The following is a 26186-nucleotide window of genomic DNA, read 5'->3' as shown; positions in this document are numbered from 1 at the left end:
GAAGCGAATCGCTGCACGACACCGGTCCGGACGGCGTGACCGGCGCGGGCCGGCGCACGCCGGCCCCGAGGAGGCGAGCATGCAGGGTGTGACGGCGTACGGGACACAGGCGGATACCCCGGGGTCCGAGGCGCGGTCGGTGCGGGAGAACCCCGCCGACGTCTTCCGGGCCTGGCGCAGCATCGGGCTGCGGACCATGTCGGCGATGCTCGTCCTGTCTCTTCGGCGGGTGGGCGCCCGCGCGTTCGAGGCCCGCTGCCAGTGGCCCCGTCTGCATCCCCTCAACGAGCGCCGCGTTCCCGTCGCCCATCACCCGCTGATCATGGTCGAGTCGCTGCGTCAGCTCGCCGCGCTGCTGGAGCGCGGGTACGCCCGTCAGGCCACTGTGCTGGAGCCCGTCTCGGTACGGCTGGGGCTGCGGGCCGACGCACAGCCGCTGGAGTCCGGCGACGCCACGGACGTCGATGTACGGCTGACCGTGGCCGACATCCTCCGTGAGGAAGACGGGGTCGCCGCCTGCCGTGTCTCGGCCGACTATCTGCACGACGGCGGCACCTTCGGATCGTGCACCATGCGTCTGGTCCGCCGTCCGCCGGACACCGGCGCTCCGGACCCGGCCGGTGCGGCGCCGCCCGCCGGTCTGCTGCGTCCCGGCGCGGAGGCCGTGGGAGCCGCGGCCGAGACCGATGTCCTGCTGGCCCGCACCCCGCAGGGCCGGCTCGTACTCTCCCCGCGCGACCCCGGCCATCCCGTGCTCCTGCCCGGACGGCCGCCCTTCCTCCCGGCGGCGGCCCTGCTGGAAGCCGGACGCCAGGCGATGCTGCTGGCCTCGGGGAGGCCGGCCGCCGCGGTGACCGGCCTGAGCGTGGACCTGCACAGCCCCGTGCCGAGCGGCGGCAGCGCCTTCGTCGAGCTGACCGGACAGGCGCTCAGCGCCCGATTCGCCGTTCTCACCGACGGACGGCCGGTGGCGACGGGGACGGTCGGTCTGCTGGGGGCCTGAGGGAGCACCTGGAACGGGGCGAGTGGTGAACCGGGCGAGTGGCGCGGCGACGAACCCCACCACCCGCCGGATGTGCCCGGGACGGCGGTCGCCGTCGCCCGTTCACCTCCTGCCGCTCCTGGGCCGGTACGCCAGCCACACCAGCACGGCTCCGCCCGCGGCCGCCGTCAGCACCACGACGCGCCGGCCGCGCAGCGCCCGCGCCCCCTGGACCGCCGTGCGGCGCACAGGCTCGGGCGTCCGGTCGCCGAGGAGACGACCGGCCCGCGCGGTCTTCGCCCGGGCCTGCCGGGAGACCTGACCGGCCTTGTCCTTCACGGGGTGGGCGACCCTGTCCTCGACGGCATGGGTGACATCGGCCGCCTTGGTCCTCAACCGCCCTGCCTTCTCGGCCGCTTGCTGCTTGACCTCGGCCGCCTTCTGCCGTGCCCTGGCCCCGACGTCGGTCTTGGCGGCCAGTGCCTGGACGGTCCGGCCGAGGTCGCCGCGGACGTCCTCGACGTGCTCGCGCAGTTCCTCGCAGGACGCGGTCCGCCCGTTGCGGGATGGCTGGTTCATCGTCGTGCACTCTCCTTGATCTCGTTGAGGTCGGCCTTGAGGCCGTCGATGGCCTGTCGGGGTGCGGGCGGCGAGCCCTGCGCGACCTGCTTCTTCCCCCCGCGGGCCAGCACCGCGGTGACCAGGCCCAGGACGGCGGTGACGATCAGCGCCGCCGCCCAGACCGGCAGGGGCACCGCCAGCGCGGCCACGGCCGTGGCCACCAGGGCCTGCAAGGTCAGGAAGCCGGACACACCGGCTCCGCCGAACATCCCGCCGCCCTTGCCGTACCGCCTGCCCTTCTCCTTCATCTCCTCCTGGGCCAGCCGCAGTTCGCCGCGCACCAGCTCCGTCAGCTGCCGCGTGGCGCGCTCCGCGAGCTCGCCCGCCGACTCGTCGTCCGAGGGCCGCGCACCGGGCCCGGCCTCGCGGTCGAGGGGTCGTGCACTCGACACGACGATCACCTTCCGTCTCTCACGTTCGCGCCGATTCCGTTTCGTTCCGGTTCTCCGGACGCCGTACGTCGCGAGCGGTGCCGCTTCCATGTGCCACTTCCGTACGGCGCGTGAGGTCGCGAGTACCCCGAACGCGCGGGATCACGGCACCCGATCCGAGACGGCCCGCGAGGCCCGGCGGACGGGCCCGGCGGGGCGCCGCATAGGATCGCCCGGTCCCCGTCACCCCAAGGAGTGCCCGCCCGGTGAGTGCCGTCGTCCCGCCCCGTACCGCCGCCGGCCCGCTGGAGTTGCGGGAACTGACCCGCGTCGAGGACGGCGAGACACTGCACGCCCTGCTGTGGCGCGCGGGCGGCGGCTGGCGGATGGTCAGCAGCGCGGTCCTGGGCGGCGGTCTGGGGGAGCGGTCCTGGGTCCTCAACGCCCAGGTCTCCCACGGCTACCGCCGTACCGACCCGGACCGGCACCTGGCCCGACTGGCGGCCGACGCGGGCGCGTACGGCCCGGGAGTGGGCCTGATGACGGCCGCCGACGTCCAGGCGTACGGCCGTGCGCACGACGGCGGTGTCCACGCCGTCGCCACCGCAGGACTGGGCGTGCGCGGCTGGGCCGCCGCACCGGCAGAGGGCGCGTACGGGCAGGCTCCGCCGGGCACCGTCAACATCGTGGTCGCCCTCCCGGTCGCCCTCACCGACGCGGCCCTCGTCAACGCGGTCGCCACCGCCACGGAGGCCAAGGTCCAGGCCCTGCTCGACGCCGGGTACGACTGCTCCGGGACGCCGACCGACGCGGTGTGCGTGGCCGCGCGCCGACCCGGTGGCGAGGCGGAGACCGTGGCCTTCGCCGGTCCCCGTTCGGTCTGGGGCGCCCGGCTGGCCCGGGCGGTGCACGGCGCCGTGCGCGCTGCCGCCGCGCCCGGGGCGTGACACACCCGGCGCATCCGTTCACGGCCCTCGGAGGGAACTCAGCACAGCCCACCACCACGCGAGGAGGCAGACCATGACCGCCCACGCACCCGGCGACGCCTTCGACCCCGCGACCACGGTGTCGTTCCGCGCCCTCTGGCGGGTCGCGCCCGACGCCGGCCGCCTCACACCCCCGCGCTGCGCCCATCTGGACGCACCGGCCGTGCCCCGCGACCTGGCCTGGCCGGCCTGCGCGCAGTGCCTGGCGCGAGGGTGGACCTGGCGGAGGCTGCGGTGGTGCGCGACCTGTGGGCACGTCGGCTGCTGCGACAGCTCCCGCGGCGCCCACGCCTTCGGCCATCACGTGGAGACGGGCCATCCCGTCGCCGCGTCCCTCGCCTCGGACGAGGACTGGGCCTGGTGCTTCGCCGACGAGGTCTTCCTGCTCCCCGAGCCGTGAGGTGAGGGCGGGGCAGGAGGTGTCCGAGGGGCGGGGGTTCGGGGTGTCCGAGGGGCGCGGGGAAGAGCGCTTCCGTCCCCGCGCCCCGGTGCGTCAGTCCACCAGCACCACGCTGTGCCGCACACCCTCCGGCCGCGCGGACGCCAGTCCGAAGTTGCCCTCGACCTCCGCCTTCTCGGCCGCGTCGGGGTACGGGTTCGTGCACGGCACACCCGCGCTCGAGCCCGACATCAGGCTGGAGCACGGGCCGGGCTTGCGGTCGGGGAGCCCCAGGATGTGCCCGAGCTCGTGGGACGAGATCCGGACCGTGTTGTAGCCCTGGTCGACCGCCTGCCGGCCGATGTAGACGGTGCCGTTGCCGAGCGAGGTGGTCAGCGCCCTGGGCCAGCCGTTGTCGGCCAGGACGCGGATGTTGGCCCGCTGTCCAGCCGCGACGGGGCGCAGCTCGACGTTGTCGACGCTCTCGTTCCAGATGGCCGCGCCACGGTCGACGGCTGCCCGGAACTCCGCCGACGCGCTCGCGTCGTAGGTGACGACCCGGGCGGCGAGGGGGCGGGCGTCGGCCTCGGCGGGCGCGGCCTGGGCCTGGCCCGCCGTGATCAGGCCCGCCGCCAGGGTCGCGGCGAGGATGGGGACGAACGTGCGTGCTTGCAAGGTCGACCTCCTGTGGGGAAGGAAGGTGGGCGTGCTCATGCCACGTTCTGCGGGGCTCTCTGCCCGTGCTCGACGCGCCCCAATCCGGTAATCGGCCCGGGCCGTGCGTCGGCACCGGACGGGCGGGGCGGACCGCGGCCGTGAGCGGCGGTCCGGGTGGCCGCCACGGGCGACGGGTGCCGGATGCGGGACCGCCGAAACGCCGCCGCCCCCGCGGGCAGCCGCCGTGGAGACGTCACCGCCCCGCTTGCACCCCGGCGGGCGCCGTCCCATAGTGCGAGGTATGGACGCGCGCGACGCGGCGCTCTCCCAGGCCCACCGCCACGCCGAACGCTGGCTGGCGGGCCTGTCCGACCGGCCGGTCCCCCCGCGTGCGCAGGTCGAGGACATCGTGCGTGCGCTCGGCACGGATCTGCCCGCCGGGCCCACGCCCGCCGCCGAGGTGATCGACCTGCTGGCCACGGCCGGTGAACCGGGTCTCACCGGCTTCCCCGGCGGCCGCTTCTACGGCTTCGTCGTCGGCGGCACCCACCCCGCCGCGCTCGCCGCCGACTGGCTGGTCAGCGCCTGGGACCAGAACTGCGTGATGCGTGCCGTGACCCCCACCTACTCGGCGGTGGAGGACATCGCCTCCGCCTGGCTGCTCGATCTGCTGGGTCTGCCCCCGGACAGCGGGGTCGGCTTCACGACCGGTGCCACCATGGCCAACTTCACCTGCCTCGCCGCAGCGCGGGACACCGTGCTGCGCAGGGTCGGCTGGAGCGTCGTCCGTGACGGGCTGGCCGGCGGGCCGCCGGTGCGCGTCGTGGTCGGCGAGGACCGGCACATCTCCGTCGACCTGGCCCTGCGCTACCTCGGCCTCGGCACCCCGGAGACCGTCCCCGCCGACGCCCAGGGGCGCATCCGCCCCGACACCCTGCGCGAGGCGCTGGCCTCGGGCCCGCCGGTGCCCACCATCGTGGTCCTCCAGGCCGGCGACATCCACACCGGCGCCTTCGATCCCTTCGAACCCGCGGTCCACCACGCGCGCGAGGCGGACGCCTGGGTGCACATCGACGGCGCCTTCGGGCTCTGGGCGGCCGCCGGACCGCGCCACGCCTCGCTGACCGCGGGCTGCGCGGACGCCGACTCCTGGGCGACCGACGCCCACAAGACCCTCAACGTCCCCTACGACTGCGGACTGGCGATGGTCCGCGACCCCGCGGCGCTGCGCGAGGCGATGGGGCACCAGGGCGCCTATCTGATCCACGACACCCGCGGCGACCCCATCGACACCGTCCCCGAACTCTCCCGCCGCGGCCGCGCCTTCCCCGTCTGGGCGGCCCTGCGATCCCTCGGCCGTTCGGGGGTCGCCGACCTGGTCGACGGGCTGTGCCGGCACGCGGAGGCCTTCGCCCGCGGCATCGACGCCATCGACGGGGCGACCGTGCTGAACGACGTGGTGTTCACCCAGGTCTGCGCCGCCTTCGAGGACGACGCGCGCACCGACCGGGTCATCCAGCGGCTCCTCGACGACGGCACGGCCTGGATCAGCGGTTCCACCTGGCGGGGCCGCCGGGTGCTGCGCATCTCCGTCAGCAACTGGTCCACCCGCGACGACGACGTCGTACGGTCGCTCGACGCCCTGCGGCGCGCGGCGGCCGGTGCCTAGACCGGTACGTCAGCGGCGGGCCAGGCGGCGTTCGCCGCGCGATCCGGTGGCGTAGTCGAGCTTGTAGTGCGCGAACACCGGGGGCTCCTCCTCGGCCGGCAGGACCCCGTCGGTGCCGATGGAGGGGGCCTCCTTCACGAGGGCCCTGTCGTAGGGGACCTTCACATAGCCGGGTCCCACGGTCGCGTCGGTGAGGGGGACGAAGACCAGCCGGTGCCGGGTCAGCAGTCCGACGGTGACGGTGGCGAACGACGGCTCGTCCGTGGCGGTGTCCACGTAGACCGATTCGAGCGTGCCGATCTTCTTGCCCCGCTGGTCGACGACGTCGTGGTTGCGCCACTCCCGGATGTCGGCATTCTGGATCATCCTCTGGCCTCCGTGTCCAGTGCGCCCGCCGTCCGCGGTCCCTGTCGGCCGGGTGACCGCGTCGCGGCGGCTCATGCATCCAGGGTGCGGGGAAAGCCCCCGCCCCGCGCGACGGAACGATCTGCGGGAGTGGGTCCCGCCCGGGGGCACGTCACGGCCAGGGGCCGGGTCACACGACGCGGCGGCGGGCCGTGCCGGGGCACATGGGCACAGTGGCGAGCTGGGGCACACGATCGCGGCGGCGGGCCGGTGGCCTCACCGGCGTCCGCGGGAACCCGGCCGGTCGGGCCCGGCCGGCGGAGGGCCGCAGGTCACCGGTGAGCGGTCCGGGAGCTGCCCGTGGCCGTGCGGCGTGGGACCCGGGCCGAGGCTCGCCCAGGTGCCCGGCGTGCCGGGGGCGTTCCGGGCGAGGGGTGAGCGCGTCCGCTCCAGCCACTCCAGATAGGCGGGCGCCTGCCGGGCCACGTCCCAGTACGCCTCCTCCAAGGCCGGGTACACCTCGTCCAGTTCGGCCTGAGAGCGGGCGGCCAGCAGCAGCCGTACCCCGATCGGGTCGCCCTCCAGAGGACGGATCGCCAGCTCGGGGCGGGGATGCGCGGTGGGCTGGCTGACGGTGACCACCTCGCCGATGGCGGCCAGGGAGTACGCGCTGAGGTAGTCGCCGTGCAGCAGCTCGGGCTCCAGCCCGGCGGCCCGCAGCACCCGGGACAGGCCGTCCCATTCGCCGTCGACCGTGGAGTCGACCATCCACCGGTCTCCGGCCAGGTCGGCGAGCCGCACCTGCCGCCGCGACGCGGCCGGGTGGTCCGCCGAGAGCGTCACGAACTGCGGCTCACGCTCGACGAGTACGCGCAGGGCGAGACCCGGCGGGATGCGCAGCGGGCTGCCCTCCACCTCGTGCACGAACGCCATGTCCAGCCGGCTCGAGGCGACCATGGCCAGCAGGGAGTTGGCGGACACGTTCATCTGCAGGGCCGGTTCGAGCCGGGGGGAGCGCGAGCGCAGCCGGCTCAGCCAGCCCGGGACCGCCCGGCTGGCCGTGGCGCCGATGCGCAGCCGGAACCCGCCTGCGGACCGGGCGGCCGCGGCCCTGGCCTCGGTCACGATCGCCGCGAACTCCGCGACCAGCGGCCTGGCCCGGCTCAGGACGACCAGACCCAGCGGGGTGGGCCGGCAGCCGGTGCGGGCACGGACGAAGAGCTGGGCGCCGAGCGTGCTCTCGATCCGCCGCAGCTGGGTGCTCAACGAGGGCTGGGCCATGCCGAGTTCACGGGCCGCTTTGTGCAGACTGCCGGTGTCGGCGATGGCGCAGAGAACGCGCAAGTGCCTCACCTCGAGCTCCATGCAGGGAGCGTAGGGCGAGGCGGGTGGCCGCACCAGATGTTCAAGTTCCAACGAAAGTGGACGAGTCGGCCACCGATAGCTCCGCTCTATCCCCAAGTGCCATCATCCGCGGCCGGGTTGACTGCCTGAGAATCTCTGGCAACCGATCGTTCAACCCCACAGGACGAGTAGGAGCCCCCCGCATGCACATCAGCTCGAAGCACTCCACGAGACTTCTGGTCCTCGCGCTCGGCCTGGCGTCCGCCGCCCTCGGCACCGCGAGCCCGGCGAGCGCCCGGACCCCCGTGGAGGCCCCGGCCCGCACCGCCGCCGGCTATGTCGGCACCGCCGAGAACGCCGCCGACAAGGCGTTCTTCGAGGCCGTGGTGAACTCGGTCGCCAAGCGGCAGGCCGCCCAGCCCTCCCTGCTCGCGGTGACCGTCTACTACAACGCCACCAACGCCCCGAGCTTCCGCAACCAGATATCGAGCGCCGCCTCCATCTGGAACAGCTCGGTGTCGAACGTGAAGCTCCAGGCGACCTCGGGCAGCGGCGACTTCGCCTTCTACGAGGGCAACGACTCGCGCGGCTCGTACGCCTCCACCAACGGCCACGGCCGCGGCTACATCTTCCTCGACTACGCCCAGAACCGGCAGTACGACTCCATCCGCGTCACCGCGCACGAGACCGGCCACGTCCTGGGTCTGCCCGATCACTACAGCGGCCCGTGCAGCGAACTGATGTCGGGCGGCGGCCCCGGCACGTCCTGCACCAACCGCTACCCGAACGCCACCGAGCGCGCCCGGGTCAACCAGCTCTGGGCCAACGGTCTCGCCAAGGCCCTCGCCCGAACGGCGCGCTGACCCCTCGCACCCACCCCGGCTGACCCCACAGCAGCCGGATCCGGCCGGCTCCCGCACCCCGGCCACCTCCGGTACGGACCGCGGCGCCGACCGCGGTCCGTACCGGCGCGTTTTTCAGGGCCTCGGACCCGGTCCGGCAGGGGGGCCTAGGCCGGGACGAGCCGCTCGCCCAGGCCGCTCTGCCGGGAGGTGGGCCCGGCCGGCGTTCGCGGACAGCTCGCCGCCGCTCCCGCCGCGGCCAGACGGAGTTCGATGATGCCCCGGACCGCCGGCCACTCCTCGTCGAGGATCGAGTAGAAGGCGGTGTTGCGCACGACGCCGTCGAGGCCCCGGGAGTGGGCGCGGCGCACGCCCTCGCAGGTCGCGCCGAGCCGTTCGATCGCGGCGCGGGAGCGGAGGTTGCGGGCGTCGGCGCGCAGGGAGATCCGGCGGACGTGCCAGGTCTCGAAGGCGTGCCGCAGCATGAGGAGCTTGGCCTCGGTGTTGATGCCGGTGCCCTGGGCCTGGGAGGAGAGCCAGGTGTTGCCGATCTCGGCGGCGTCGGGGACGGCGGAGAGCGGGTTGCCGGGAGGGGCGTCCGGCACGGCGGGCCACACCAGGGGGCCCTGCCAGTAGTGCAGCCGCAGGAAGCGGGTCGAACCGACGACGCGTCCGTCGTCCGCCCGGACCACGGCATAGGGCACAGCTCGGCCCGCCGCCTGATCGGCCAGCGCCTGATCCACGTAACCGAGAGTCGCGTCCAGGCCGTGCGGCACGGGCGTGAACGCATACGAGGTCCGGTCCTCGGCCGCAGCCTGGACGAGGCCTTCCACGTGATGCGGAGCGAGGGGCTCCAGCCGCGCCAGGCGGCCGCTGAGTACGACGGAAACGGGCACGGGGCCTTCGGTCTTTCTGGGGGGAGGGGAACGCTGCAACTCACCGGCGCCCCGGTGAGAGGGAAAAGGAAAAAAGGGATGTGCTCGACGTCCCGTTGCACGAGGAACGAGGACGTGAAGGACAGTAGAAGGCCACAGGGCACCCCTCCACAAGCCCCACGCTCCGTTGTCGACCACAGAATTCACCCGGCCGTCGGAGGATGGTCGTGTCCCCCCGCTCACCTGCGCCTCTGTCCCGCCGCCGACGGCCCCGAACCGCACTTTCCGGCGCCCCCTCCTCGCGTTCCCGGTCGGACTTCGGGCATACGTACGGCAGGCCGTCCGGCGCCCGGAGCGGCACGGCGCGATCACCCTGACACCCGGGCCCCCGCGGCCCCCGCGGACCTCAGGGCAGTGGCGCGCCACGCTCAGGGGCGTGCCGTGTGATCGGGGTGTCCACGGGTGCGGCGGGACTCCTTCATCTCCGCCTCGTACAGGTGGTCCCGCCCGCCCACGAGTTCCCCCACCGCGCCCCGCTCCAGCCGCCGGAACGGCTCGTAGTACGTGTCGTCGTAGGCCTCGACGATCTGGAAGGTCCAGTGCCCGGGGATGACGTTGCGCCCCAGGATCTCCTGCTCGATCCGGTCCGCCCACTCCGGATGCCCGGCCTCCCGCAGCAGGCGCACCGCGCGGTCCAGCTCGGCGTCCGCGCCGCCGGTGAGCTGGTGGAAGTCGTAGAGGCGGCCACGCGCGCGTTCGGTGGTCTCCAGCGCCTTGGACAGTGAGCCGAGCGCCTCGACGGTCCTGTCGTCGACGCCGTCGGGCCGCCGGTGCGCGCGGTCGGGGCCGTCCTGGTGGTCGCTCATGCAGCTCCCCTCTCCGGTCGTCGTCCCCGCCTCCGGGACATCCCGAAGGCGTGACGGATGCCCCGCGGGTTACCCGGTGACCATGGCCAGACTGCATCTTCCCCACAGACACCGCGACCCCGACGAGGCCCGGGGGCCGGAGACCGGTCCCGGTCCGGCGCCTGAGACCGGCCCCGCCCCGGAGGTCGAGCGGCAGGCACCCGACGCGCCGACCGAGCTGCCCAGCAAGGCCTGGGGCCGGGCGTTCAAGGGCGCGGTGCGCGAGTTCAGGGACGACGAGCTCACCGACCGTGCCGCGGCCCTGACCTACTACGGGGTGCTGTCCCTCTTCCCGGCCCTCCTGGCGCTGGTGTCCCTCCTGGGGATCGTCGACAGGTCCGCCACCGAGAAGGTCGTGGACAACCTGGAGCAGCTCGCCCCCGCCTCGGCCCGCGAGATGGTCACCTCGGCCGTCGAGCAGGTGCAGGGGCACGCCGGGGTCGGCTCGCTCACGGCCGTGATCGCGCTGGTCCTGGCGGTGTGGTCGGCGTCCGGATACGTGGCGGCGTTCATCCGCGCGTCCAACGCGGTCTACGACATGCCCGAGGGCCGCCCCGTGTGGAAGATCCTGCCGATCCGGCTCGGCGTCACCGTCGTGCTGATGATCCTCGCCGTGGCCAGCGCCCTGATCGTCGTCTTCACCGGCGGCCTGGCGCGCCGCGCCGGGGACGTCCTGGGGGTCGGGGACACCGCGCTGACGGTGTGGTCCTACGCCAAGTGGCCGGTCCTGGTCCTCCTGGTGATCGTCATGCTCGCGATCCTGTACTGGGCGAGCCCCAACGCCAGGGTGAAGGGCTTCCGCTGGGTCACCCCGGGCAGCTTCCTGGCCCTGGTGATCTGGATGACCGCCTCCGCCGGATTCGCCTTCTACGCCGCCAACTTCGGCTCCTACAACAAGATCTACGGCACCATGGCCGGGGTCATCGTCTTCCTGGTCTGGCTGTGGATCACGAACCTGGCGATCCTGCTCGGCCTGGAGTTCGACGCGGAGACCGCGCGGCAGCGGGCCATCGCCGGCGGACACCCTCCGAAGGCCGAGCCGTACACCCGGCCGCGCGACACCCGCACCTGGGACGAGGAGGATCTGCGACGCCTGCGGGACGGCGCCGTCTGACCGGGCGTACCGTACGTCGGCCCCGCCCCGCCCCGCCCCGCCCCCCGCCTCCCGGGCCGGGGCCTTCGACTCCACTGTGCGGGGGCCCGCGTGGAATGCTGGGCTTACGGCTTCGCCGGTCCGGACTCGGGACAGGGAGGTGGAACGCGATGGACTGGGCTCACTTCGCGCAGCAGATGGCGTCGATGGCCCGGGACCTGCTGGCGCAGACCTCGGTCGACGCCACGCTGGAACGGATCACCGGCTCCGCCACCGAACTGGTGGAGGGCTGCGACGCCGCCGGCATCCTGGTGCTGAACGGTACGAAGGTGGAGTCGCTGGCGCCCTCGGAGCAGCTGGTCGTCGACAGCGACCGGCTTCAGGAGCGGCTCGGCGAGGGTCCCTGCTTCGACGCCGCCCGCACCCGGCTGGGCGAGCGGGTGTTCCGCATCAAGGACTTCACCCAGGGGCAGCCGTTCTGGCCCTCCTTCACCCCACAGGCGCGTGAGCTCGGCATCGGCAGCATGATGGGCTTCCTGCTGTACACCGAGGACGAGGAACTGGGCGCGCTGAACGTCTACTCCCGTAAGCCCGGTGCGTTCACCGAGGCCAGCGAGCTGATGGGCTGGCTGCTCGCCTCCCATGCCGCGGTCTCCTTCTCCGCCGCCCGCACACACGCCCAGATGGAGCACGCCCTCGCGACCCGCCACAACATCGGTGAGGCCATGGGCATCCTCATGGGCAGCCACGACCTCACCGAGGAGCAGGCCTTCGACGTCCTGCGGCGCTACTCCCAGGAACGGAACATGAAGCTCCGCGAGGTCGCCCGGCTGATCTGTGAGCAGGGCGGCCTGTCCTGACGGTGCCCCGGTGTGGCGTTGCGTGGCATTGAGCTGGCACCCGATGGTGCTCCACGTGGCACCACTGGGCGCCGGCATGGCGCCATCAGGTGTCAGGTGGTGCCACTGCGCACCCTCGGGGGACTGTGAAGAGGTGTGACGTCACCCCGGTGCCCGTCATTTTTCAGCTGTTTCAGCAGGTGGGATGGGCTGGCGTCACTTTGCGGCCCTGAGTGGTGCCACTGATGCTTGCCTTTGGCGCCAAAGTGATGCCATCATTGCGTCATGGACCTCACCCCGTATGTCGACACCCTTCGTCGCGAACTCGCGGTGGCCGCCGAGGCCGGCGGCGAAGATGCCCGTGAGCTGGCCGAGCGGCTCACCGCTCCGCTGGAGTCGGCGACCCGGCTGACCATGCTCCATGTGCTCTCCGCCGCGATGGACGAGATCACCCGTGAGCTCGCCCCCGGCTCGGTCGACGTACGGCTGCGGGGGCTGGACCCCGACTTCGTGGTGACGCTGCCGCCCGTCGGCGACAGCGCTCCCGCGGAGCCGGCCGGGCCCGCCGAACCGCTCCGGGCGCAGGTGCCCGTCGAGGGGGACGACGGTGGCACGGCCCGCGTCAACCTGCGTCTGCCGGCCCAGCTCAAGGCCCGCGCCGAGGAGGCCGCGAACCGCGAGGGCCTGTCGGTCAACGCGTGGCTCGTCCGGGCCGTCTCGGCCGCGGTCGACGGCGGCACCCGGCCGCGTGCGACGGAGAGGTCCCAGAGCATCGGCCAGAGCTTCACGGGCTGGGTGCGCTAGCCGCCCGCGCCGCCATCCGGGCAAGGGCGCTGCGCTCCACCACCCCCGCACCACTTCACCCACACCACGTCCCACCAGCAGGGACGCCCCGAGGACTCAAGAGGACGGGACAGTCATGCCTTCTTTCGAAACCCCCGAAGCGATCACGGTCACCGCTCGTGTGGAGGCTGGTTCCATCCAGTTCACCGCGAGCGAGCGCGCCGACACGGTGGTCGAGGTGCGGCCCCGTGACCCGAAGAAGGACCTGGACGTGCGCACCGCAGGGCAGACCGAGGTCACGTACGTGGGCGGTGTCCTCAACGTCCGGACGCCCAAGTCCGGCCTGTTCGGCCGCACCGGTGTCGTCGACGTGTCGGTCGAACTGCCCGTCGGCTCGCGGATCGACACGTCCGGGTCCTGGACCCAGGTGCTCGGTGAGGGCCGGCTCGGCGAGGTCCGTGTGAAGACCTCGTCCGGCGACGTCCGCCTCGACGCGACCGGCCCGCTGCACCTGACCGCGTCGCACGGCTCGATCACCGTCGACCAGGTCGAGGGCAAGGCCGAGATCACCACCAGCTCCGGCAGCGTGCGCGTCGGCCTCCTCGACGGCCCGGCCGTGCTGAAGAACTCGCACGGCAGCACGACCGTCGGGGCCGCGACCGCTGAACTCCGGGTCAGCGGCGCCAACGGTGACATCGACATCGCCCGTGCCGACGACTCGGTCACCGCCACCACCGCCCACGGCACCCTCCGGGTGGGTGAAGTGGCCCGTGGCACGGTGCAGTTGGAGACTTCCTACGGCGCGATCGACATCGGCATCCGGCAGGGCACCGCCGCCTGGCTCGACGTCAGCGCGGGCTCCGGTCAGGTGCGCAACTCGCTCACCGCGTCGGACACCCCGCAGGAGGCGGAGGACACCGTCAAGGTCCACGCCCGCACCCGGTACGGCAACATCGACGTCCGCCGCGCCCGCGCCTGAGCTCTGGTCCTTGGGCGGTCCTCCCTGCCGGCCGCCCTCGGCGCACTCCGCCTCCAGCCCGTCCCACCCCACCCCTTCCACCGGAGGGCCCCATGCCTTCATCTGTCATGCCCACGTCCAGGCAGGGGGACGGTCACCCGTCACCCGCCGCTCTCTCCGCGACCGGTCTGCGCAAGTCCTACGGCGACAAGACCGTCCTCGACGGCATCGATCTGCACATCCCCGCCGGTTCCGTGTTCGCCCTGCTCGGCCCGAACGGCGCGGGCAAGACCACGACGGTGCAGATCCTCTCCACGCTCATCTCCGCCGACTCAGGACAGGCCCGGGTAGCCGGGCACGACCTCGCCACCGCCCCGCAGTCCGTGCGCGCGGCGATCGGTGTCACCGGCCAGTTCTCGGCGGTGGACGGTCTGATCACCGGCGAGGAGAACATGCTCCTCATGGCGGACCTGCACCACCTGTCCAAGGCCGAGGGACGCCGGGTCGCCGCCGAGTTGCTGGCCCGCTTCGACCTCACCGAGGCCGCGGGGAAGCCGGCTTCGACGTACTCGGGCGGGATGAAGCGCCGCCTGGACATCGCCATGACCCTGGTCGGCAGCCCGCGGATCATCTTCCTCGACGAGCCGACCACCGGCCTCGACCCCCGCAGCCGCCACAACATGTGGGGAATCATCCGCGAGTTGGTCTCGGACGGCGTCACGGTCTTCCTCACCACGCAGTACCTGGAGGAGGCGGACGAACTCGCCGACCGGATCGCGGTGCTGAACGACGGAAAGATCGCGGCCGAGGGCACCGCGGAGGAGCTGAAGCGTCTGATCCCCGGCGGCCATGTCCGGCTCCGCTTCACCGACCCGGCCGCGTACCGGTCGGCCGCCGCCGCCCTGAGCGAGACCACACGCGACGACGAATCCCTCGCCCTGCACATCCCCAGCGACGGCACCCAGCGCGAGCTGCGCTCGATCCTCGACTGGCTGGACGCGGCCGGGGTCGAGGCCGACGAACTGACCGTGCACACCCCCGACCTCGACGACGTGTTCTTCGCCCTGACCGGCGGCACCGTGCCGGGGCAGCCGAACCAGACCAAGGAAGACGCCCGATGAGCTCCCTCCTGGCCCCCGCCCGCCCGACCAGGCTCACCCTCGCCGTGCGCGACTCGGCCACCATGCTGCGCCGCAACCTCCTGCACGCCCGGCGCTACCCGTCCCTCACCCTGAACCTGCTGCTCACGCCCGTGATGCTGCTCCTGCTGTTCGTCTACGTCTTCGGTGACGTGATGAGCGCCGGGATCACGGACGGCGGTCCGGACCGCTCCGCCTACATCGCCTACCTCGTCCCCGGCATCCTGATGCTGACCATCGGCGGCACGACGATCGGCACGGCGGTCTCCGTCTCCAACGACATGACCGAGGGCATCATCGCCCGCTTCCGCACGATGGCGATCCACCGTGCGTCGGTCCTCGTCGGACACGTCGCCGGCAGTGTGATCCAGTGCGTGATGAGCGTCGTCCTCGTCGGCGCGGTCGGCGTGGCCATCGGCTTCCGGGCCGAGGGCGCCACCGCCCTGGAACGGCTCCTGGCGCTGGGGCTGTTGGCGCTCGTCGCCCTGGCGCTCACCTGGATCGCGGTCGGCATGGGCCTGGTCAGCCCCAACGCCGAGGCGGCCAGCAACAACGCGATGCCGCTGATGATCCTGCCGCTCCTGTCGAGCGCCTTCGTCCCGGTCGACGCGATGCCGGGCTGGTTCCGGCCCTTCGCCGAGTACCAGCCCTTCACCCCGGCCATCGAGACCCTGCGGGGCCTCCTCCTCGGCACCGAGATCGGCCACAACGGCCTTCTGGCCGTCGCCTGGTGCCTGGCCCTCACGGCACTCGGGTACGTCTGGTCGAAGTCACTGTTCGACCGCGACCCGCGGTAGAGGCGGGCCTCAACGAGGCGCACCTCGGAGAGACGGACCTCGTCCCTCGTCACGAGCAGGGACCGCGCCCCGGCGGACGCCGTCGGGGCGCGGTCCCGTGCGTGGAGCGCGTCAGCGGGTCTCCGTGTCCTTCTCGGCGGCCACCGCCGACGCCGAGACCAGTGTCGCGGTGGCCAGGCTGCCCCACAGCGCGGCCGGGCCGTGCGGGGCGAGTGCCGTGATGACCGCGGGGGACACCGCGAGGCCGAGGCCCGTGGAGAGTTCGAAGCGGGCGAGGGTGCGTCCGAGGACCCGGGCCGGGGCCAGGACGGTGACGAGGGCGGTGGCGCTCCCGGCGTAGACGATCTCGCCGAGGGTGCACACCACGGACACGGCGGCGACGGCCGGGGCACCCCAGCCGGGGCCCAGCGAGGCGGCCCCGAGGAACCCCAGGTAGGACACGGCGAGTACGACACCGGCGAAGGCCAGCACCGTCCGCCGGGGGAAGCGGGACAGCGCGACGGTCACCGGGACCTGGAGGGTGACCACCAGGACGGTGTTGGTGACGAAGACGGCCGCCGACCACACCGGGGACGCGTCCAGCTGCGTGACCAGGATCAGGGGCAGCGCGATCTCGGGGACGTTGAGGCAGAAGACGTAGACCACGTTGGCGGCCAGCAGCGCGCGCATCCGGGGCGCGGGCCCGTCGCCCTCGGCCGGTCCGTCTGCGGCCGGATGCGCCCGCAGACGGACCGACCCGGCCAGTGCCGCGGCGGCGAGGTAGGCGACACCGGTCACGGCCGCCAGCGCCCGCAGTGCCGTCGTGCCGCCCGCCAGGCACACCATGGCGAGCAGTGCGCCCACGCCCAGGGCGGCGTTGCGCAGGGCACGGCCCGCCGCGAGGGCGGTGTCGCGTTCCCGGCCCCGGGCGACGGTGGCCACGAGCGCCGCGTGGGCGGCCGGCCAGGCCTGGTTGCCGATCCCGAGGAACAGCGCCGCCGTCGCGAACAGCCAGACATGCCCGGCTGGGGTCGCCAGCAGAAGCGCCACACCCAGCACCCGCACCAGCATCGACGCCGCCACGACCGTGCTGCGCGCGCCCCGGTCCAGCCAGTGGCCCACCGCGGGCATGCACACCAGGCCCGCGACCACACCGGCCGTCATGGCGAGGCCCGTGACCGGCGCGGACAGCTTCAGCACGGTCACGCCGTAGAGCAGGAGAAAGGGCCGCAGCAGTCCGGTGCCCAGGGCGTCGACGGCCAGGGCGACGGCGTAGCGGGGGCCTCCGGAGGCGCGGACGAGTGCGCGGGGGCCGGTCTTGGTCAGGGTTGCCATGGCGTCACACGGTGCGCGGGGCGGCCGTGCCGGGCACGTCGGTTGACGGAGACCGTCAATCGACGCTGCAGTCGGCCGTCGCGACCGTGATGATCGGAGGATGACGTTGAGGATCGACATCGGCGGACTGCCGTCCGAGCGGCTGCTGTTCGCCGCGTCCCCGCTGGCGGAGCTCACCGCGATGCTGCATGTGCTCGCCGAACCCGGGCACCATCCGCAGCTCGCTGACTGGGCCGCGGACGTGTGGGCCGCGCTGCCGCCGGAGCTCGCCGAGCGGTTGCGGGAGGCCGAGTTCCTCTGGCGTTCCTCGCAGGCCGACTTCCTGATCCCCGCCCGGCCGCGGCCGACCCTCGCCGAGGAACTCGACGACGTGGACCGGATCGACGACGAGCGGTACGTGACCGCGGCGCTCGTCATCACCTGCGGCGGCAACCGGGCGCACCTCGCCGTTCCGTCACCGCTCACCGACGCGGCCGCGCGCGAGCGGGCCCTGGACCTGGCACAGGCCCGCGGCCCGCGTCAGGAGGCCTTCGCGGAACGCCTGCTCTCGGACCCGGCCGCCGTGCGGGCACGGGTGCGCCGGACCCTCGAACAGTGCGCCGAGGCGTTCTTCGACGCCGCCTGGGCGGGTGTGGCCGTGCGCCTCGCCGGCGATCTGCGCCTGAAGAACGACCTGCTCAGACACCAGGGCGTCGCCGCGGCGCTCGCGTCGGTCTCGGGCGCGGTCACCCTGGCGCCGGACGGCGACTGCATCGTCGTCGACAAGCTGCAGGACAAGGCGACCTCCGCCCAGGGCACCGGAGTCACCTTCGTCCCCAGCGTCTTCGGCCGCCCGCACCTGGCGGTGGTGCACGCGCCCGGCTGGCAGCCGGTGGTGCAGTACCCCGTGGCCGAGCCGACCCCGTCGGAGCCGGTACCGCTGGAGACGGTCACCCTGCGGCTGGAGGCCCTCGCCCATCCGGTACGGCTGCGGCTGCTGCGCACCCTGGCCCGCGGCCCGCACACCACCGGCGAACTCGCCCACGCCTGGGAGCTCTCGCCGCCGGAGGTCTCCCGCCACCTCGCCGTGCTGCGCCGCGCGGGCCTGCTCACCGCCCGACGCCACGGCCGCTACGTCCGTCACACCCTCAACGTGCCCGATCTGACGGCCCTGGGCACCGACCTGCTGGCGGCCGTCCTGCGCTGAACCGCCGTCCTCGAGCGCCACCATCCCAAGTGGCCGTGCACTGCCTCTAACTGATTGATTGTCAGTGGAGCCCATCAGTGTCGATCAATCCGGTGTTTGGCTGAAATGTGACGACACAGCTGTGCGGGGCGCCTTGCAGGCGCCCCGCGCTGTCTCATCACCAGCCCCCCGGGCCGCGCGGCGGGTCCGGCAGAACACCGAATCGAGGACGAGAACAGTGAGTGTCACGCAGGCGGTACAGAAAACAGATCGCGCGCCGGGCGTCTTCGCCGTGGTTCGCGCGACACCGGTCTCCGTGCGGTATCTGCTGGGCGGAGTGCTCGTCAACCAGATGGGCGCCTTCGTCCAGACCTTCCTGGTGCTGTATCTGACGGCACGCGGAATGACCCTGGGCCACGCGGGCCTCGCCCTGACCGCGTACAGCGCGGGCGCCGTACTCGGCACGCTGCTCGGCGGCGAGCTGATCCACCGCATCGGGGCCCGCGCCACCATCGTCACGGCGATGGCGTCCTCCGCGTCGGTCCTGGCACTCGTCCCCTGGCTGAGCAGACCCTCGCACTTCGCCTACCTGCTGGTCGCGGTCACCGCGGCGGGCCTGGTCACCCAGTCCTACCGCCCTGCCGCGGCGCTGATGCTCAGTGAGCTGATGCCCGCCGAGCACCGCGTGATGGCCTTCTCCATGATGCGGATCGCGATGAACGCCGGTGCGGCCGTCAGCCCCCTCATCGCGGCGGGTCTGATCCTGATCGACTGGAACCTGCTGTTCTGGCTCGACGCCCTCACCGCGCTCGCCTGCGCGGTCGTCTCCTACACCCTGCTGCCGAACCTGCCCTCCGACAGACCCCCGGCGGCTGCCGCGGGCGACGCGGAACCCGCCGCGCACCGGCGTTCCGTGTACGCCGTGCTGCTGCGCGACACCAAGTACCTGCTCTTCCTGGCCTCGGTCCTGCTCGGCTCGCTGATCTACGTGCAGTACACGGTCGCCCTGCCCCTGAAGATCACCGCGGACGGCGGGTCCGCCGGAATGTACAGCGCGGTGCTCACCGCCTCCTCCGTGATCCTCATCCTCTGCGAACTGAAGATCACCAGCTACGTCAAGCGCTGGCCGCCCCACCTGGCCGGTGGCGTCGGCACCGCGCTGATGGCGCTCGGGGTGACCGGGTACATCCTGGAACCCGCCGTCCTGCTCATCCTCAGCACGGCCGTGTTCGTCGCCGGCGTGATGGTCAGCGGGCCGACCATGTTCGCCCACCCGTCCACCTACCCGGACCCGTTCAAGGCCCGCTACATCGCCGCCCACCAGGCCACGTTCGGCCTCGGCATGGCACTGGGACCCACCCTCGGCGTCCTCGCCTGGGCCACGCTCGGCAACACCGTCTGGCTGCTGTGCGGTGCCGTGGGCGCCGTCGCCGCGCTCTGCGCCCACCTCGGCATGCGCGACCATCTGCCGTCCGAGGACTGAGCCCACGGCCCGCCGCTGCGCCCCGCCGCCCGAACACGGCGTGGGGCGCTCCGGCACCGCGAGCCGCGGCACGACGGCCGTTTCCCGGGCGCGGGCCATCCGGGCGGGATGCCCGGCCCCGTACGGCACGGCACCCCGCACCGCCACCCCGCCCGGGGGACGCTGAGACCTCCCCTGCGCAGGAGAGACTCGTGATCGCTCCCAGCTCCCGAACGGCGCGGCGGCCGGTGTCCGCCGCGCCGGGCGACCCCGCTCCCGATCCCGGCGTCATCGGCATCGGACTCGCCGCCGTGCTGACCTTCGCCCTCGCCCAGGGCTCGTGGCAGTGGTTCGCCGCGTTCATCGGCGTGACGCTCCTCGCCGTGATGTCCGCCTTCGAGCGCCGGGCGCTGTGGTCACCGAGGCTCCGCTCGCCGTACCTGCGCGCGCTGGTGGCGTACGCGCTGGTCGTCGGTCTGTGCGCGGCGATCGCCCTGGCCCCGCTGCTGCAACGGCACGACTGGCTGTTCCCCGTGCCCCAGGCCCGCAGCGACTGCCAACTGCTGGGCAGGTACCAGGCGTTGGAGGCACAGGCCACGCTGGGGAACCTGGCCGGGCAGGACGAGACCGCCCTGGCGTTCGCGCGGCGGGAGCAGTCCCGCGAGGCCGTCGACGACTGCCTCGCGTCCACGACGACTCGGTGGCTGCCGCTCTACGGGACGGCTGTGGCAGTGCTGGTGGGGACGCTCTGCTGGTTCCGCGACCGCGACCGCGACCGTGCCCGGTCACGGACGCGGTCGGGCGCCGACGGGTAGGGCCCCGGGCGGTCGGGGCCGGTGCACGGGACGGGGCCTGTGTACGGAACCGGGCCGGTGTGCCGGGACGGGCCCGCTCACCGCCCTCAGCTCCCGGTCGGGTCGAGGCCGCACGTTCCCGACCTCGACACGCCGTCCGTACCGCTGAGCCGCACGGTGGCCAGTCCGCTGCCGCGCTCGCTGTAGGCGATCGTGCAGATCAGCTGGCGCAGGGCCGTGCTGTCCAGCCCTTCCAGCGCGATCGGCAGCTCGGCCCTGATCGCCCCGGTCCGCGCGACCTCCACCTGGACGCGCTCCTTGACCTGGGCGGTGGGCAGCGCGGTGTCGAGACCCGCGGCCCGGTCCCTCTCGTCGGGACCGAGCAGCAGCAGGGTGACCACCTTCTCGGCCGCGACCGGCGTCCCGTCGGGGTCCTGGCCCACGGAACCCGCCCAGGTGCCGCCGTCCGGGCCGATCCCGCCCGAGGAGAAGGTGGACCGGACCACCGGATTGAGGCCGCCGTCGGGAGAGCGGAAGAACAGCAGCACGTCGTAGTCCCGGTCGACGAAGGCCTGGACGCTCGCCGGAGCGCCCGCCTCGATGACATCGGTCTCCGGGATGCCGCAGCCGCCGAGCGGCAGCACAGCCGCCACGACGGCGACCACGCCCCCGCGCCGGCGCGTGCGCGCACGCCTCATTCCCCCGCCTCCTCCGCGTACAGCGGTATCTCGACGGTGAAGACGGCCCCACCCTCCGGCAGGTTCCCGGCGCGGATCGTGCCGCCGTGCAGCCGCACGTTCTCCAGAGTGATCGCCAGGCCCAGGCCGCTGCCCGCCGACCGGGTACGCGCCGCGTCGGCCTTGTAGAAGCGGTCGAAGATGTGCGGCAGCACGTCGGGCCGGATACCGGGGCCGCTGTCGACGACCTCGGTGACCAGCACGGGCGCGTCGGGGGAGCGGGCCTCCACGCGCAGACGCACGGTGACCGGCGCGCCGCCGTGCCGCAGGGCGTTGCCGACGAGGTTGGCGATCACGAGGTCGAAGCGGCGCGGGTCGAGCCGGGCGCGGATGCCGTCGGGCAGCTCGGCGCGGACCCGGCCGTCGGTCCAGTGGCGGTTGGCCAGGCTCTTGGCGATGGTCTCCGCGACATCGACCTCGTCGGCGTTGAGTTCGGCCGCCCGGGCGTCGAAGCGGGAGATCTCCATCAGGTCCTCGACGAGCACGGCGAGCTTGCCGGTCTCGGCGCTGACCAGCCGGACCGCCCGGGCGGTGTCGGCGTCCAGCCGGTCGGCGTCCTCGTCGAGGACCTCGGTGACGGCGAGCATGCCGGCGAGCGGGGTGCGCAGTTCGTGCGAGACGTCGGACGCGAAGCGGCGGGCCCGGGCCTCCGCCTCCCGCAACTCCGCCACCGACAGCTCCAGTTTGCCGGCGGTCTCGTTGAAGGTACGGGCCAGTTCGGCCAGTTCGTCGCTGCCCCGGACGGGGATGCGGGTGTCGAGCTGTCCGCTGCCCATGCTCTGGGCGGCGCGGCGCAGTTCCCGGACCGGACGCAGCACACTGCGCGCCGCGAACAGCCCGGGGACCAGAGCGATGACGAGGCCGGGCAGGGCGCCGTCACGGGCGGCCATGAGCATCGCGTCGATGTTGATCTGCTCGTCGGTCATCCGCATGACGGCGTAGACGACGAGTCCGCTGGGCAGCAGGGTGTCGGGGCCGGTCCTGAAGACGGTGGGCATGGCGATCGTCAGGTAGGGCACACCGTCCTTGACGACCCGCTCGAAGGAACCGTTGGGGTTGGCCCGCGCGGCACGGCGCAGTCCGGGCGTGATGACGGTCGAGACGGGGTTCTCGCCGGAGGAGACGCGCATCGAGCCGTACTCGGCGAACACCACCCAGGGGTGCGGCTTTCCCCTGCGGGCGATGTCGCGGAGGACCAGCTCCATGCCCTCCTCGCCCACCGGCAGGCGCCAGCCCGTCTGCTGGACCTGCTCGCGGAACGAGGAGACCGCGGTGTCCTGGGCCGTCTCCAGCAGCGCGTTACGGGCCTCGCGGTAGGTCAGGGCGGCCGTGGTGCCCGCGCTGACGGCGGCGACCACCAGGAAGGCGAGCACCAGCCGGGTGCGCAGCCCGAACGCCCGGGCCCGCATCCGCACCGGTCCACGGGAGCCGTCGGCCGGACCGCGCGCGTGGCGGCGGGGCCGTTTCCGGGCGGGGCCGAGGATCACAGCGGTCCGAAGCGGTAGCCGAAGCCCCGCAGCGTCTGGACGTAACGGGGGCTGCCCGCCTCGTCCTCGATCTTGCCGCGCAGCCGTGCCACGCACGCGTCGACCAGGCGCGCGTCCGCGTGGTAGTTGTGGTCCCACACGTGCTCCAGCAACTGCTGCCTGCTGAAAACCTGTTCAGGGGCCGAGGAGAGGTGCAGCAGGAGCTTGAGCTCGGAGGGCGCGAGCGTGAGCCGCCTGCCCGACTTGGTGACGGTCAGTCCGACGCGGTCGATGGCGAGTTCGCCGTGGAACTCGACGGCCGGCCGGCCCGGCTCGGTGTCCTCGATGCGGCGCAGCACGGCGCGGATACGGGCCTCGATCACCTCGGTGCGGGCGGGTTTGACGATGTAGTCGTCGGCACCGGCCTCCAGGCCGATCACCACGTCGAAGTCGTCTCCGCGCGCGGTGAGCATGATGATCGGCAGCTGGCTCTGCTCACGGACCCGCCGGCAGACCTGGACGCCATTCATGCCGGGCAGCATCAGGTCCAGCAGCAGCAGGTCGGGGCGGAACTCGACCAGCGCGGCGAGTCCCGCCTCGCCGGTCGCGGCCGTCCGTACGTCGTGGCCACGGCGGCGCAGACCGAGCTCGACCCCTTCGCGTACCGAAGGGTCGTCCTCGATGAGGAGCACGCGGGGCATGGATGGTTCTCCCTAGGGTGGTGGTCAGGTCCGGGCGGCTCTCCGGCGGACACCGGAGATCAGCGCGTCGAGTTCGGTCAGGCGCAGCGGACGGGCGAGCAGGGCGAAGGTGAGCACGACGACGACCCCTCCGGCGGTTGCGGCGGCCGGGGAACCCGCCCTCGCGGCCTCCGACGCCACCCAGTGACCGAGTGCGGTGGCCGGCACTGCGGCGACGAGCAGCCGGGCGTGCGCGCCTGCCGCGGAGGACCGCAGCGGCCGGGCGACCGCGAGACGGCGGCCGAGCACCCACGCCGTCACCGCCCAGCCCACGCACAGGGCCAGTGAGTACGCCGCCGCCATCCCCGTCACGGCCCAGCGGGCGGGCAGCAGTTGGGCGGCCGTCACGGACAGGCCCGCGTTGAGCGTGACGATCACGAGGTTGAGCAGGAACGGCGTACGGGTGTCGGAGAGCGCGTAGAAGGTGCGGGAGAGCACGTACTGGCCCGACATGGCCACGAGTCCGGGCGCGAAGGCCATCAGGATGCCGGCCATGGCGGCCGTGTCGCCGTCGCTGGTCCTGCCGTAGCCGAAGACCAGGGCCATCACCGGCTGCGCGAGGGCGAACAGCATGCAGGCGGCGGGCACCACCGCGGACGCCGAGGTGCGCAGGGCCTGGGAGACGTCCCGCCGCAGCGTCGCGGTGTCGCCGTCGACGGCGGCCGCGCTCATCCTGGGCATCAGCGCGGTCACCAGCGAGACGGTGATGATGCCGTGCGGTACGGCCCACAGCGCGTACGCGTTGTTGTAGGCGCTGTATCCCGGCCCGCCGTCCAGGCCCGCGGTCGTGGCCAGCCGGGTGGTGACCCAGTAGGCGGCCTGGTTGGCGAGGACCAGCAGCACCAGCCAGAAGGCCGACCGCAGCGGGCGGGTCAGTCCGCTGCCGCGCCAGTCGAACCGGGGCCGCCAGCGGAACCGGGCCGCGCGCAGCGCGGGGAGCAGGGCCAGTGCCTGTACGGCGATCCCGGCGGTGGTGCCCCAGCCGAGCACGGCCGTCTCAGCGGCGCCGAGTGTGTCCCCGCCGCCCGTCGCCAGGGCCAGATACAGGCCGAACACCGTGATGACGACCAGGTTGTTCAGGACGGGCGCCCACATCATCGCGCCGAACCGGCCGCGCGCGTTGAGGACCTGGCCGAGCAGGGTGAACAGCCCGAGGAAGAAGATCTGCGGCAGGCAGTAGCGGGCGAACGCGGTGGTCATGGCCGCCTGCCCGCCCGTGTAGTCGGTGTACCCGTCGACGATCAGCGGGGCCGCCCACACCGCGGTCGCGGTGAGCGCCAGCAGGGCGACGACGCACACCGTGACGAGCCGGTCGGTGTAGGCGACACCTCCGTCGGCGTGCTCCTTGGCCGCCTTGACCAGCTCGGGCACGAAGACCGCGTTCAGCGCGCCGCCCAGGAGCAGCATGTAGACGATGGTGGGCAGCGAGTTGCCCACCGCGTAACCGTCGGCGGTCGGTCCGATCGTGCCCAGCGCCGCCGCGACCACGGCCGACCGGGCGAAGCCGGTGGCGCGGGAGACGACCGACCCGGCCGCCATCACGGCGCTGCTGCGCGCCGCGGAGGCCTTCTTCGCGGCGGCGTGCCGCGCCCGGGGGCGAACGACCGTGCCTGCGGGGGCGGTACCGGCGGAGGCACTGTCCGGGCCGGTGTCCGTGGTCGGCTTCACCGGCTTCACCGGCGGTTCAGGTACGCCTGGAAGGCGCGGTAGAGCGCCTGGTTGGCGGTGCCGCCCAACGGTCTCTCCCATTCCCCCAGCGTCTCGACGACCTGTCCGCCGGTGCCGAGCTTCCACCGCAGCAATCCGTACGCACGTTCGTCAGGGTCGAGAGTGGAGGGTACCCCGCGCATGTCGTACACGTCGGCGCCGAGGGCGTGGGCGTCCAGCAGCATGCGCCACTGAAGGGCGTTGGAGGGCCGCACCTCACGGCGGTGGTCGGCCGAGGCACCGGTCTGGTACCAGACCCGGCGGCCGACCCTGATCATCGTGTGCGCGGCCAGGATCTCGCCGTGGTGCCGGGCGAGGTAGAGCTTCATCCGGCCGGGCTCCTCGGCGTTGAGCGCCGCGTACTGACGCTCGTAGTAGGCGAGCGAGCGGCCGAGCCGGAAGCCGTCGCGCCGCTCGGTGACGCCCAGCAGACGGTAGAACTCGGGGAGTTCGGCGGCGCTGCCCACCACCACCTCCACACCCTCCTTCTGCGCGCGGCGGATGTTGCGGCGCCACTCCTGGTTGAGTCCGGACCACAGGTCCTCGGTGGTGCGTCCGGCGAGCGGCACCTGGAAGACATGGCGGGGTTGCGCGTCGCCGTCGTCCCCGGTGCCGTCGCCGCCGCAGCGCCGCCAGTCCCGGGCCCGCAGCCGCTCGGCGACCGCCGTGCCGAGCGGGTCGACCTCGCTCGCGAGGACGTCCGCCAGCCGATGCCCTGCGCCCGTACGGGACTTGAGCAGAGCGGCGTCCCAGCGCCGGTAGGCGGGGGAGGGGCCCATGCGGACGGCGAACGCGCCCGTGCGGCGCAGATGGTCCAGCAACGGCGTCAGCCAGCCGTCGATGCCGGGATCGCTCCAGTCGGCGACCGGACCCTCGGGAAGGTAGGCGAAGTACTTGCGGGTGCCCGGGAACTGCCGCAGCAGCACCAGGGCCACACCCGTCAGCCGCCCCGCCGCCGGATCCGGACCCCAGCCGAGGAGCTGCGCGCGCCAGCCCTCCTTGACCTCGGCCCAGGACGGGCACTGGAGAAAACCGGCGCCGAGCGAGGCGCCGGCCGAGGACGCGAGGAAGGCGCGGTAGACCTCGGCGGTGACAGGTCCGAGGACGACGTCCGCGTTCCCCGCCCGGGGAATACGGCCGGGCGGTACGAGCAGCGCTGACACGGTGTGAGCCTCTCCTTCTCCCCGGTTCCGCAGCGGGGACGCAGAGGATGCTC

27 protein-coding genes are annotated in these 26186 nt (G+C 73.2%); 14 read left to right on the top strand and 13 right to left on the bottom strand.

Going from position 1 to position 26186, the window contains the following annotated elements:
- Positions 1-79: 79 nt before the first annotated feature.
- Entirely contained in the window at positions 80-1003 is a 924-nt protein-coding gene (locus tag ACZ6SQ_RS06620) for a hypothetical protein (RefSeq protein ID WP_469557360.1), read from the top strand.
- A gap of 102 nt (positions 1004-1105) precedes the next feature.
- Here ACZ6SQ_RS06620 and ACZ6SQ_RS06615 read toward each other — a convergent pair whose 3' ends face one another.
- Complete coding sequence (locus tag ACZ6SQ_RS06615) at positions 1106-1561, bottom strand: DUF3618 domain-containing protein (protein ID WP_469557359.1); 456 nt, start codon at positions 1559-1561, stop codon at positions 1106-1108.
- Positions 1558-1995, bottom strand: a complete 438-nt coding sequence (locus tag ACZ6SQ_RS06610; RefSeq protein WP_469557357.1) for a phage holin family protein — start codon at positions 1993-1995, stop codon at positions 1558-1560. Before ACZ6SQ_RS06610 ends, ACZ6SQ_RS06615 begins: the two co-directional genes overlap by 4 nt.
- Before the next feature lie 245 nt (positions 1996-2240).
- Between ACZ6SQ_RS06610 and ACZ6SQ_RS06605 the strand changes: the two genes are divergently transcribed.
- Both ACZ6SQ_RS06605 and ACZ6SQ_RS06600 read left to right on the top strand, forming a co-directional pair.
- Positions 2241-2921 (top strand): adenosylcobinamide amidohydrolase, encoded by a 681-nt coding sequence (locus ACZ6SQ_RS06605; protein WP_469557355.1) that lies wholly within the window; start codon positions 2241-2243, stop codon positions 2919-2921.
- A gap of 73 nt (positions 2922-2994) precedes the next feature.
- Positions 2995-3360: a UBP-type zinc finger domain-containing protein gene (locus ACZ6SQ_RS06600; protein ID WP_469557353.1), complete on the top strand. Its 366-nt coding sequence runs from the start codon at positions 2995-2997 to the stop codon at positions 3358-3360.
- 93 nt (positions 3361-3453) lie between these two features.
- Here the strand turns inward: ACZ6SQ_RS06600 and ACZ6SQ_RS06595 are convergent, their stop codons facing one another.
- The gene (locus tag ACZ6SQ_RS06595; RefSeq protein ID WP_469557351.1) at positions 3454-4014 is read right to left on the bottom strand and encodes a snapalysin family zinc-dependent metalloprotease; all 561 of its coding nucleotides are present in this window, start codon (positions 4012-4014) and stop codon (positions 3454-3456) included.
- A gap of 283 nt (positions 4015-4297) precedes the next feature.
- Between ACZ6SQ_RS06595 and ACZ6SQ_RS06590 the strand changes: the two genes are divergently transcribed.
- A complete protein-coding gene (locus tag ACZ6SQ_RS06590; protein ID WP_469557349.1) occupies positions 4298-5665 on the top strand; it encodes a pyridoxal phosphate-dependent decarboxylase family protein in 1368 nt (455 codons plus the stop codon).
- 9 nt (positions 5666-5674) lie between these two features.
- On the opposite strand, the gene ACZ6SQ_RS06585 is transcribed toward ACZ6SQ_RS06590, so the two are convergent.
- Both ACZ6SQ_RS06585 and ACZ6SQ_RS06580 read right to left on the bottom strand, forming a co-directional pair.
- Positions 5675-6031, bottom strand: a complete 357-nt coding sequence (locus tag ACZ6SQ_RS06585) for a PRC-barrel domain-containing protein (RefSeq protein WP_469557347.1) — start codon at positions 6029-6031, stop codon at positions 5675-5677.
- Positions 6032-6286: 255 nt separating this feature from the next.
- Positions 6287-7375: a LysR family transcriptional regulator gene (locus ACZ6SQ_RS06580; RefSeq protein WP_469557345.1), complete on the bottom strand. Its 1089-nt coding sequence runs from the start codon at positions 7373-7375 to the stop codon at positions 6287-6289.
- A gap of 182 nt (positions 7376-7557) precedes the next feature.
- Here ACZ6SQ_RS06580 and snpA point away from each other — a divergent pair, with 182 nt between their 5' ends.
- A complete protein-coding gene (gene snpA / locus ACZ6SQ_RS06575) occupies positions 7558-8217 on the top strand; it encodes a snapalysin (protein ID WP_469557343.1) in 660 nt (219 codons plus the stop codon).
- Positions 8218-8363: 146 nt separating this feature from the next.
- Here snpA and ACZ6SQ_RS06570 read toward each other — a convergent pair whose 3' ends face one another.
- A complete protein-coding gene (locus ACZ6SQ_RS06570; protein WP_469557340.1) occupies positions 8364-9092 on the bottom strand; it encodes a GNAT family N-acetyltransferase in 729 nt (242 codons plus the stop codon).
- 407 nt (positions 9093-9499) lie between these two features.
- Positions 9500-9937 carry a hypothetical protein gene (locus ACZ6SQ_RS06565; protein ID WP_469557338.1) on the bottom strand — a complete coding sequence of 146 codons (438 nt, stop codon included), beginning with the start codon at positions 9935-9937 and terminating at the stop codon, positions 9500-9502.
- Positions 9938-10019: 82 nt separating this feature from the next.
- Between ACZ6SQ_RS06565 and ACZ6SQ_RS06560 the strand changes: the two genes are divergently transcribed.
- The 6 genes from ACZ6SQ_RS06560 (at position 10020) to ACZ6SQ_RS06535 (ending at position 15585) form a co-directional block, all read left to right on the top strand.
- Positions 10020-11090: a YihY/virulence factor BrkB family protein gene (locus ACZ6SQ_RS06560; protein WP_469557336.1), complete on the top strand. Its 1071-nt coding sequence runs from the start codon at positions 10020-10022 to the stop codon at positions 11088-11090.
- Positions 11091-11239: 149 nt separating this feature from the next.
- Positions 11240-11929, top strand: a complete 690-nt coding sequence (locus ACZ6SQ_RS06555; RefSeq protein ID WP_469557334.1) for a GAF and ANTAR domain-containing protein — start codon at positions 11240-11242, stop codon at positions 11927-11929.
- 264 nt (positions 11930-12193) lie between these two features.
- A complete protein-coding gene (locus ACZ6SQ_RS06550; protein ID WP_469557332.1) occupies positions 12194-12712 on the top strand; it encodes a toxin-antitoxin system HicB family antitoxin in 519 nt (172 codons plus the stop codon).
- Between the two features lie 115 nt (positions 12713-12827).
- Complete coding sequence (locus ACZ6SQ_RS06545; protein ID WP_469557330.1) at positions 12828-13670, top strand: DUF4097 family beta strand repeat-containing protein; 843 nt, start codon at positions 12828-12830, stop codon at positions 13668-13670.
- 107 nt (positions 13671-13777) lie between these two features.
- Positions 13778-14770 (top strand): ATP-binding cassette domain-containing protein, encoded by a 993-nt coding sequence (locus tag ACZ6SQ_RS06540; protein WP_469557328.1) that lies wholly within the window; start codon positions 13778-13780, stop codon positions 14768-14770.
- Complete coding sequence (locus tag ACZ6SQ_RS06535; protein ID WP_469557326.1) at positions 14767-15585, top strand: ABC transporter permease; 819 nt, start codon at positions 14767-14769, stop codon at positions 15583-15585. Before ACZ6SQ_RS06540 ends, ACZ6SQ_RS06535 begins: the two co-directional genes overlap by 4 nt.
- Before the next feature lie 111 nt (positions 15586-15696).
- Here the strand turns inward: ACZ6SQ_RS06535 and ACZ6SQ_RS06530 are convergent, their stop codons facing one another.
- Entirely contained in the window at positions 15697-16899 is a 1203-nt protein-coding gene (locus tag ACZ6SQ_RS06530) for an MFS transporter (protein ID WP_469557324.1), read from the bottom strand.
- A 100-nt stretch (positions 16900-16999) separates the two neighbouring features.
- Between ACZ6SQ_RS06530 and ACZ6SQ_RS06525 the strand changes: the two genes are divergently transcribed.
- The 3 genes from ACZ6SQ_RS06525 (at position 17000) to ACZ6SQ_RS06515 (ending at position 20341) form a co-directional block, all read left to right on the top strand.
- Positions 17000-18085, top strand: a complete 1086-nt coding sequence (locus ACZ6SQ_RS06525) for a DUF5937 family protein (RefSeq protein ID WP_469557322.1) — start codon at positions 17000-17002, stop codon at positions 18083-18085.
- A 217-nt stretch (positions 18086-18302) separates the two neighbouring features.
- A complete protein-coding gene (locus tag ACZ6SQ_RS06520; RefSeq protein WP_469557320.1) occupies positions 18303-19547 on the top strand; it encodes an MFS transporter in 1245 nt (414 codons plus the stop codon).
- 191 nt (positions 19548-19738) lie between these two features.
- Positions 19739-20341 (top strand): hypothetical protein, encoded by a 603-nt coding sequence (locus ACZ6SQ_RS06515; RefSeq protein WP_469557318.1) that lies wholly within the window; start codon positions 19739-19741, stop codon positions 20339-20341.
- Positions 20342-20427: 86 nt separating this feature from the next.
- Here the strand turns inward: ACZ6SQ_RS06515 and ACZ6SQ_RS06510 are convergent, their stop codons facing one another.
- From ACZ6SQ_RS06510 to ACZ6SQ_RS06490, 5 genes are all read right to left on the bottom strand, one after another.
- Entirely contained in the window at positions 20428-21018 is a 591-nt protein-coding gene (locus ACZ6SQ_RS06510) for a hypothetical protein (protein ID WP_469557317.1), read from the bottom strand.
- Positions 21015-22466 carry an ATP-binding protein gene (locus ACZ6SQ_RS06505; RefSeq protein WP_469557832.1) on the bottom strand — a complete coding sequence of 484 codons (1452 nt, stop codon included), beginning with the start codon at positions 22464-22466 and terminating at the stop codon, positions 21015-21017. Before ACZ6SQ_RS06505 ends, ACZ6SQ_RS06510 begins: the two co-directional genes overlap by 4 nt.
- A 74-nt stretch (positions 22467-22540) precedes the next feature.
- A complete protein-coding gene (locus ACZ6SQ_RS06500; protein WP_469557315.1) occupies positions 22541-23224 on the bottom strand; it encodes a response regulator in 684 nt (227 codons plus the stop codon).
- A 24-nt stretch (positions 23225-23248) separates the two neighbouring features.
- On the bottom strand, positions 23249-25012 hold the full coding sequence (gene murJ, locus ACZ6SQ_RS06495; RefSeq protein ID WP_469557314.1) for a murein biosynthesis integral membrane protein MurJ: 1764 nt from the start codon (positions 25010-25012) through the stop codon (positions 23249-23251).
- Positions 24937-26133: a lipid II:glycine glycyltransferase FemX gene (locus tag ACZ6SQ_RS06490; protein ID WP_469557312.1), complete on the bottom strand. Its 1197-nt coding sequence runs from the start codon at positions 26131-26133 to the stop codon at positions 24937-24939. The genes murJ and ACZ6SQ_RS06490 overlap by 76 nt, the downstream gene beginning before the upstream one ends.
- Positions 26134-26186: the final 53 nt, after the last annotated feature.

Source organism: Streptomyces sp. NPDC048600, from assembly GCF_055587025.1.
This window is presented reverse-complemented; position numbering and strand designations above follow the sequence as displayed.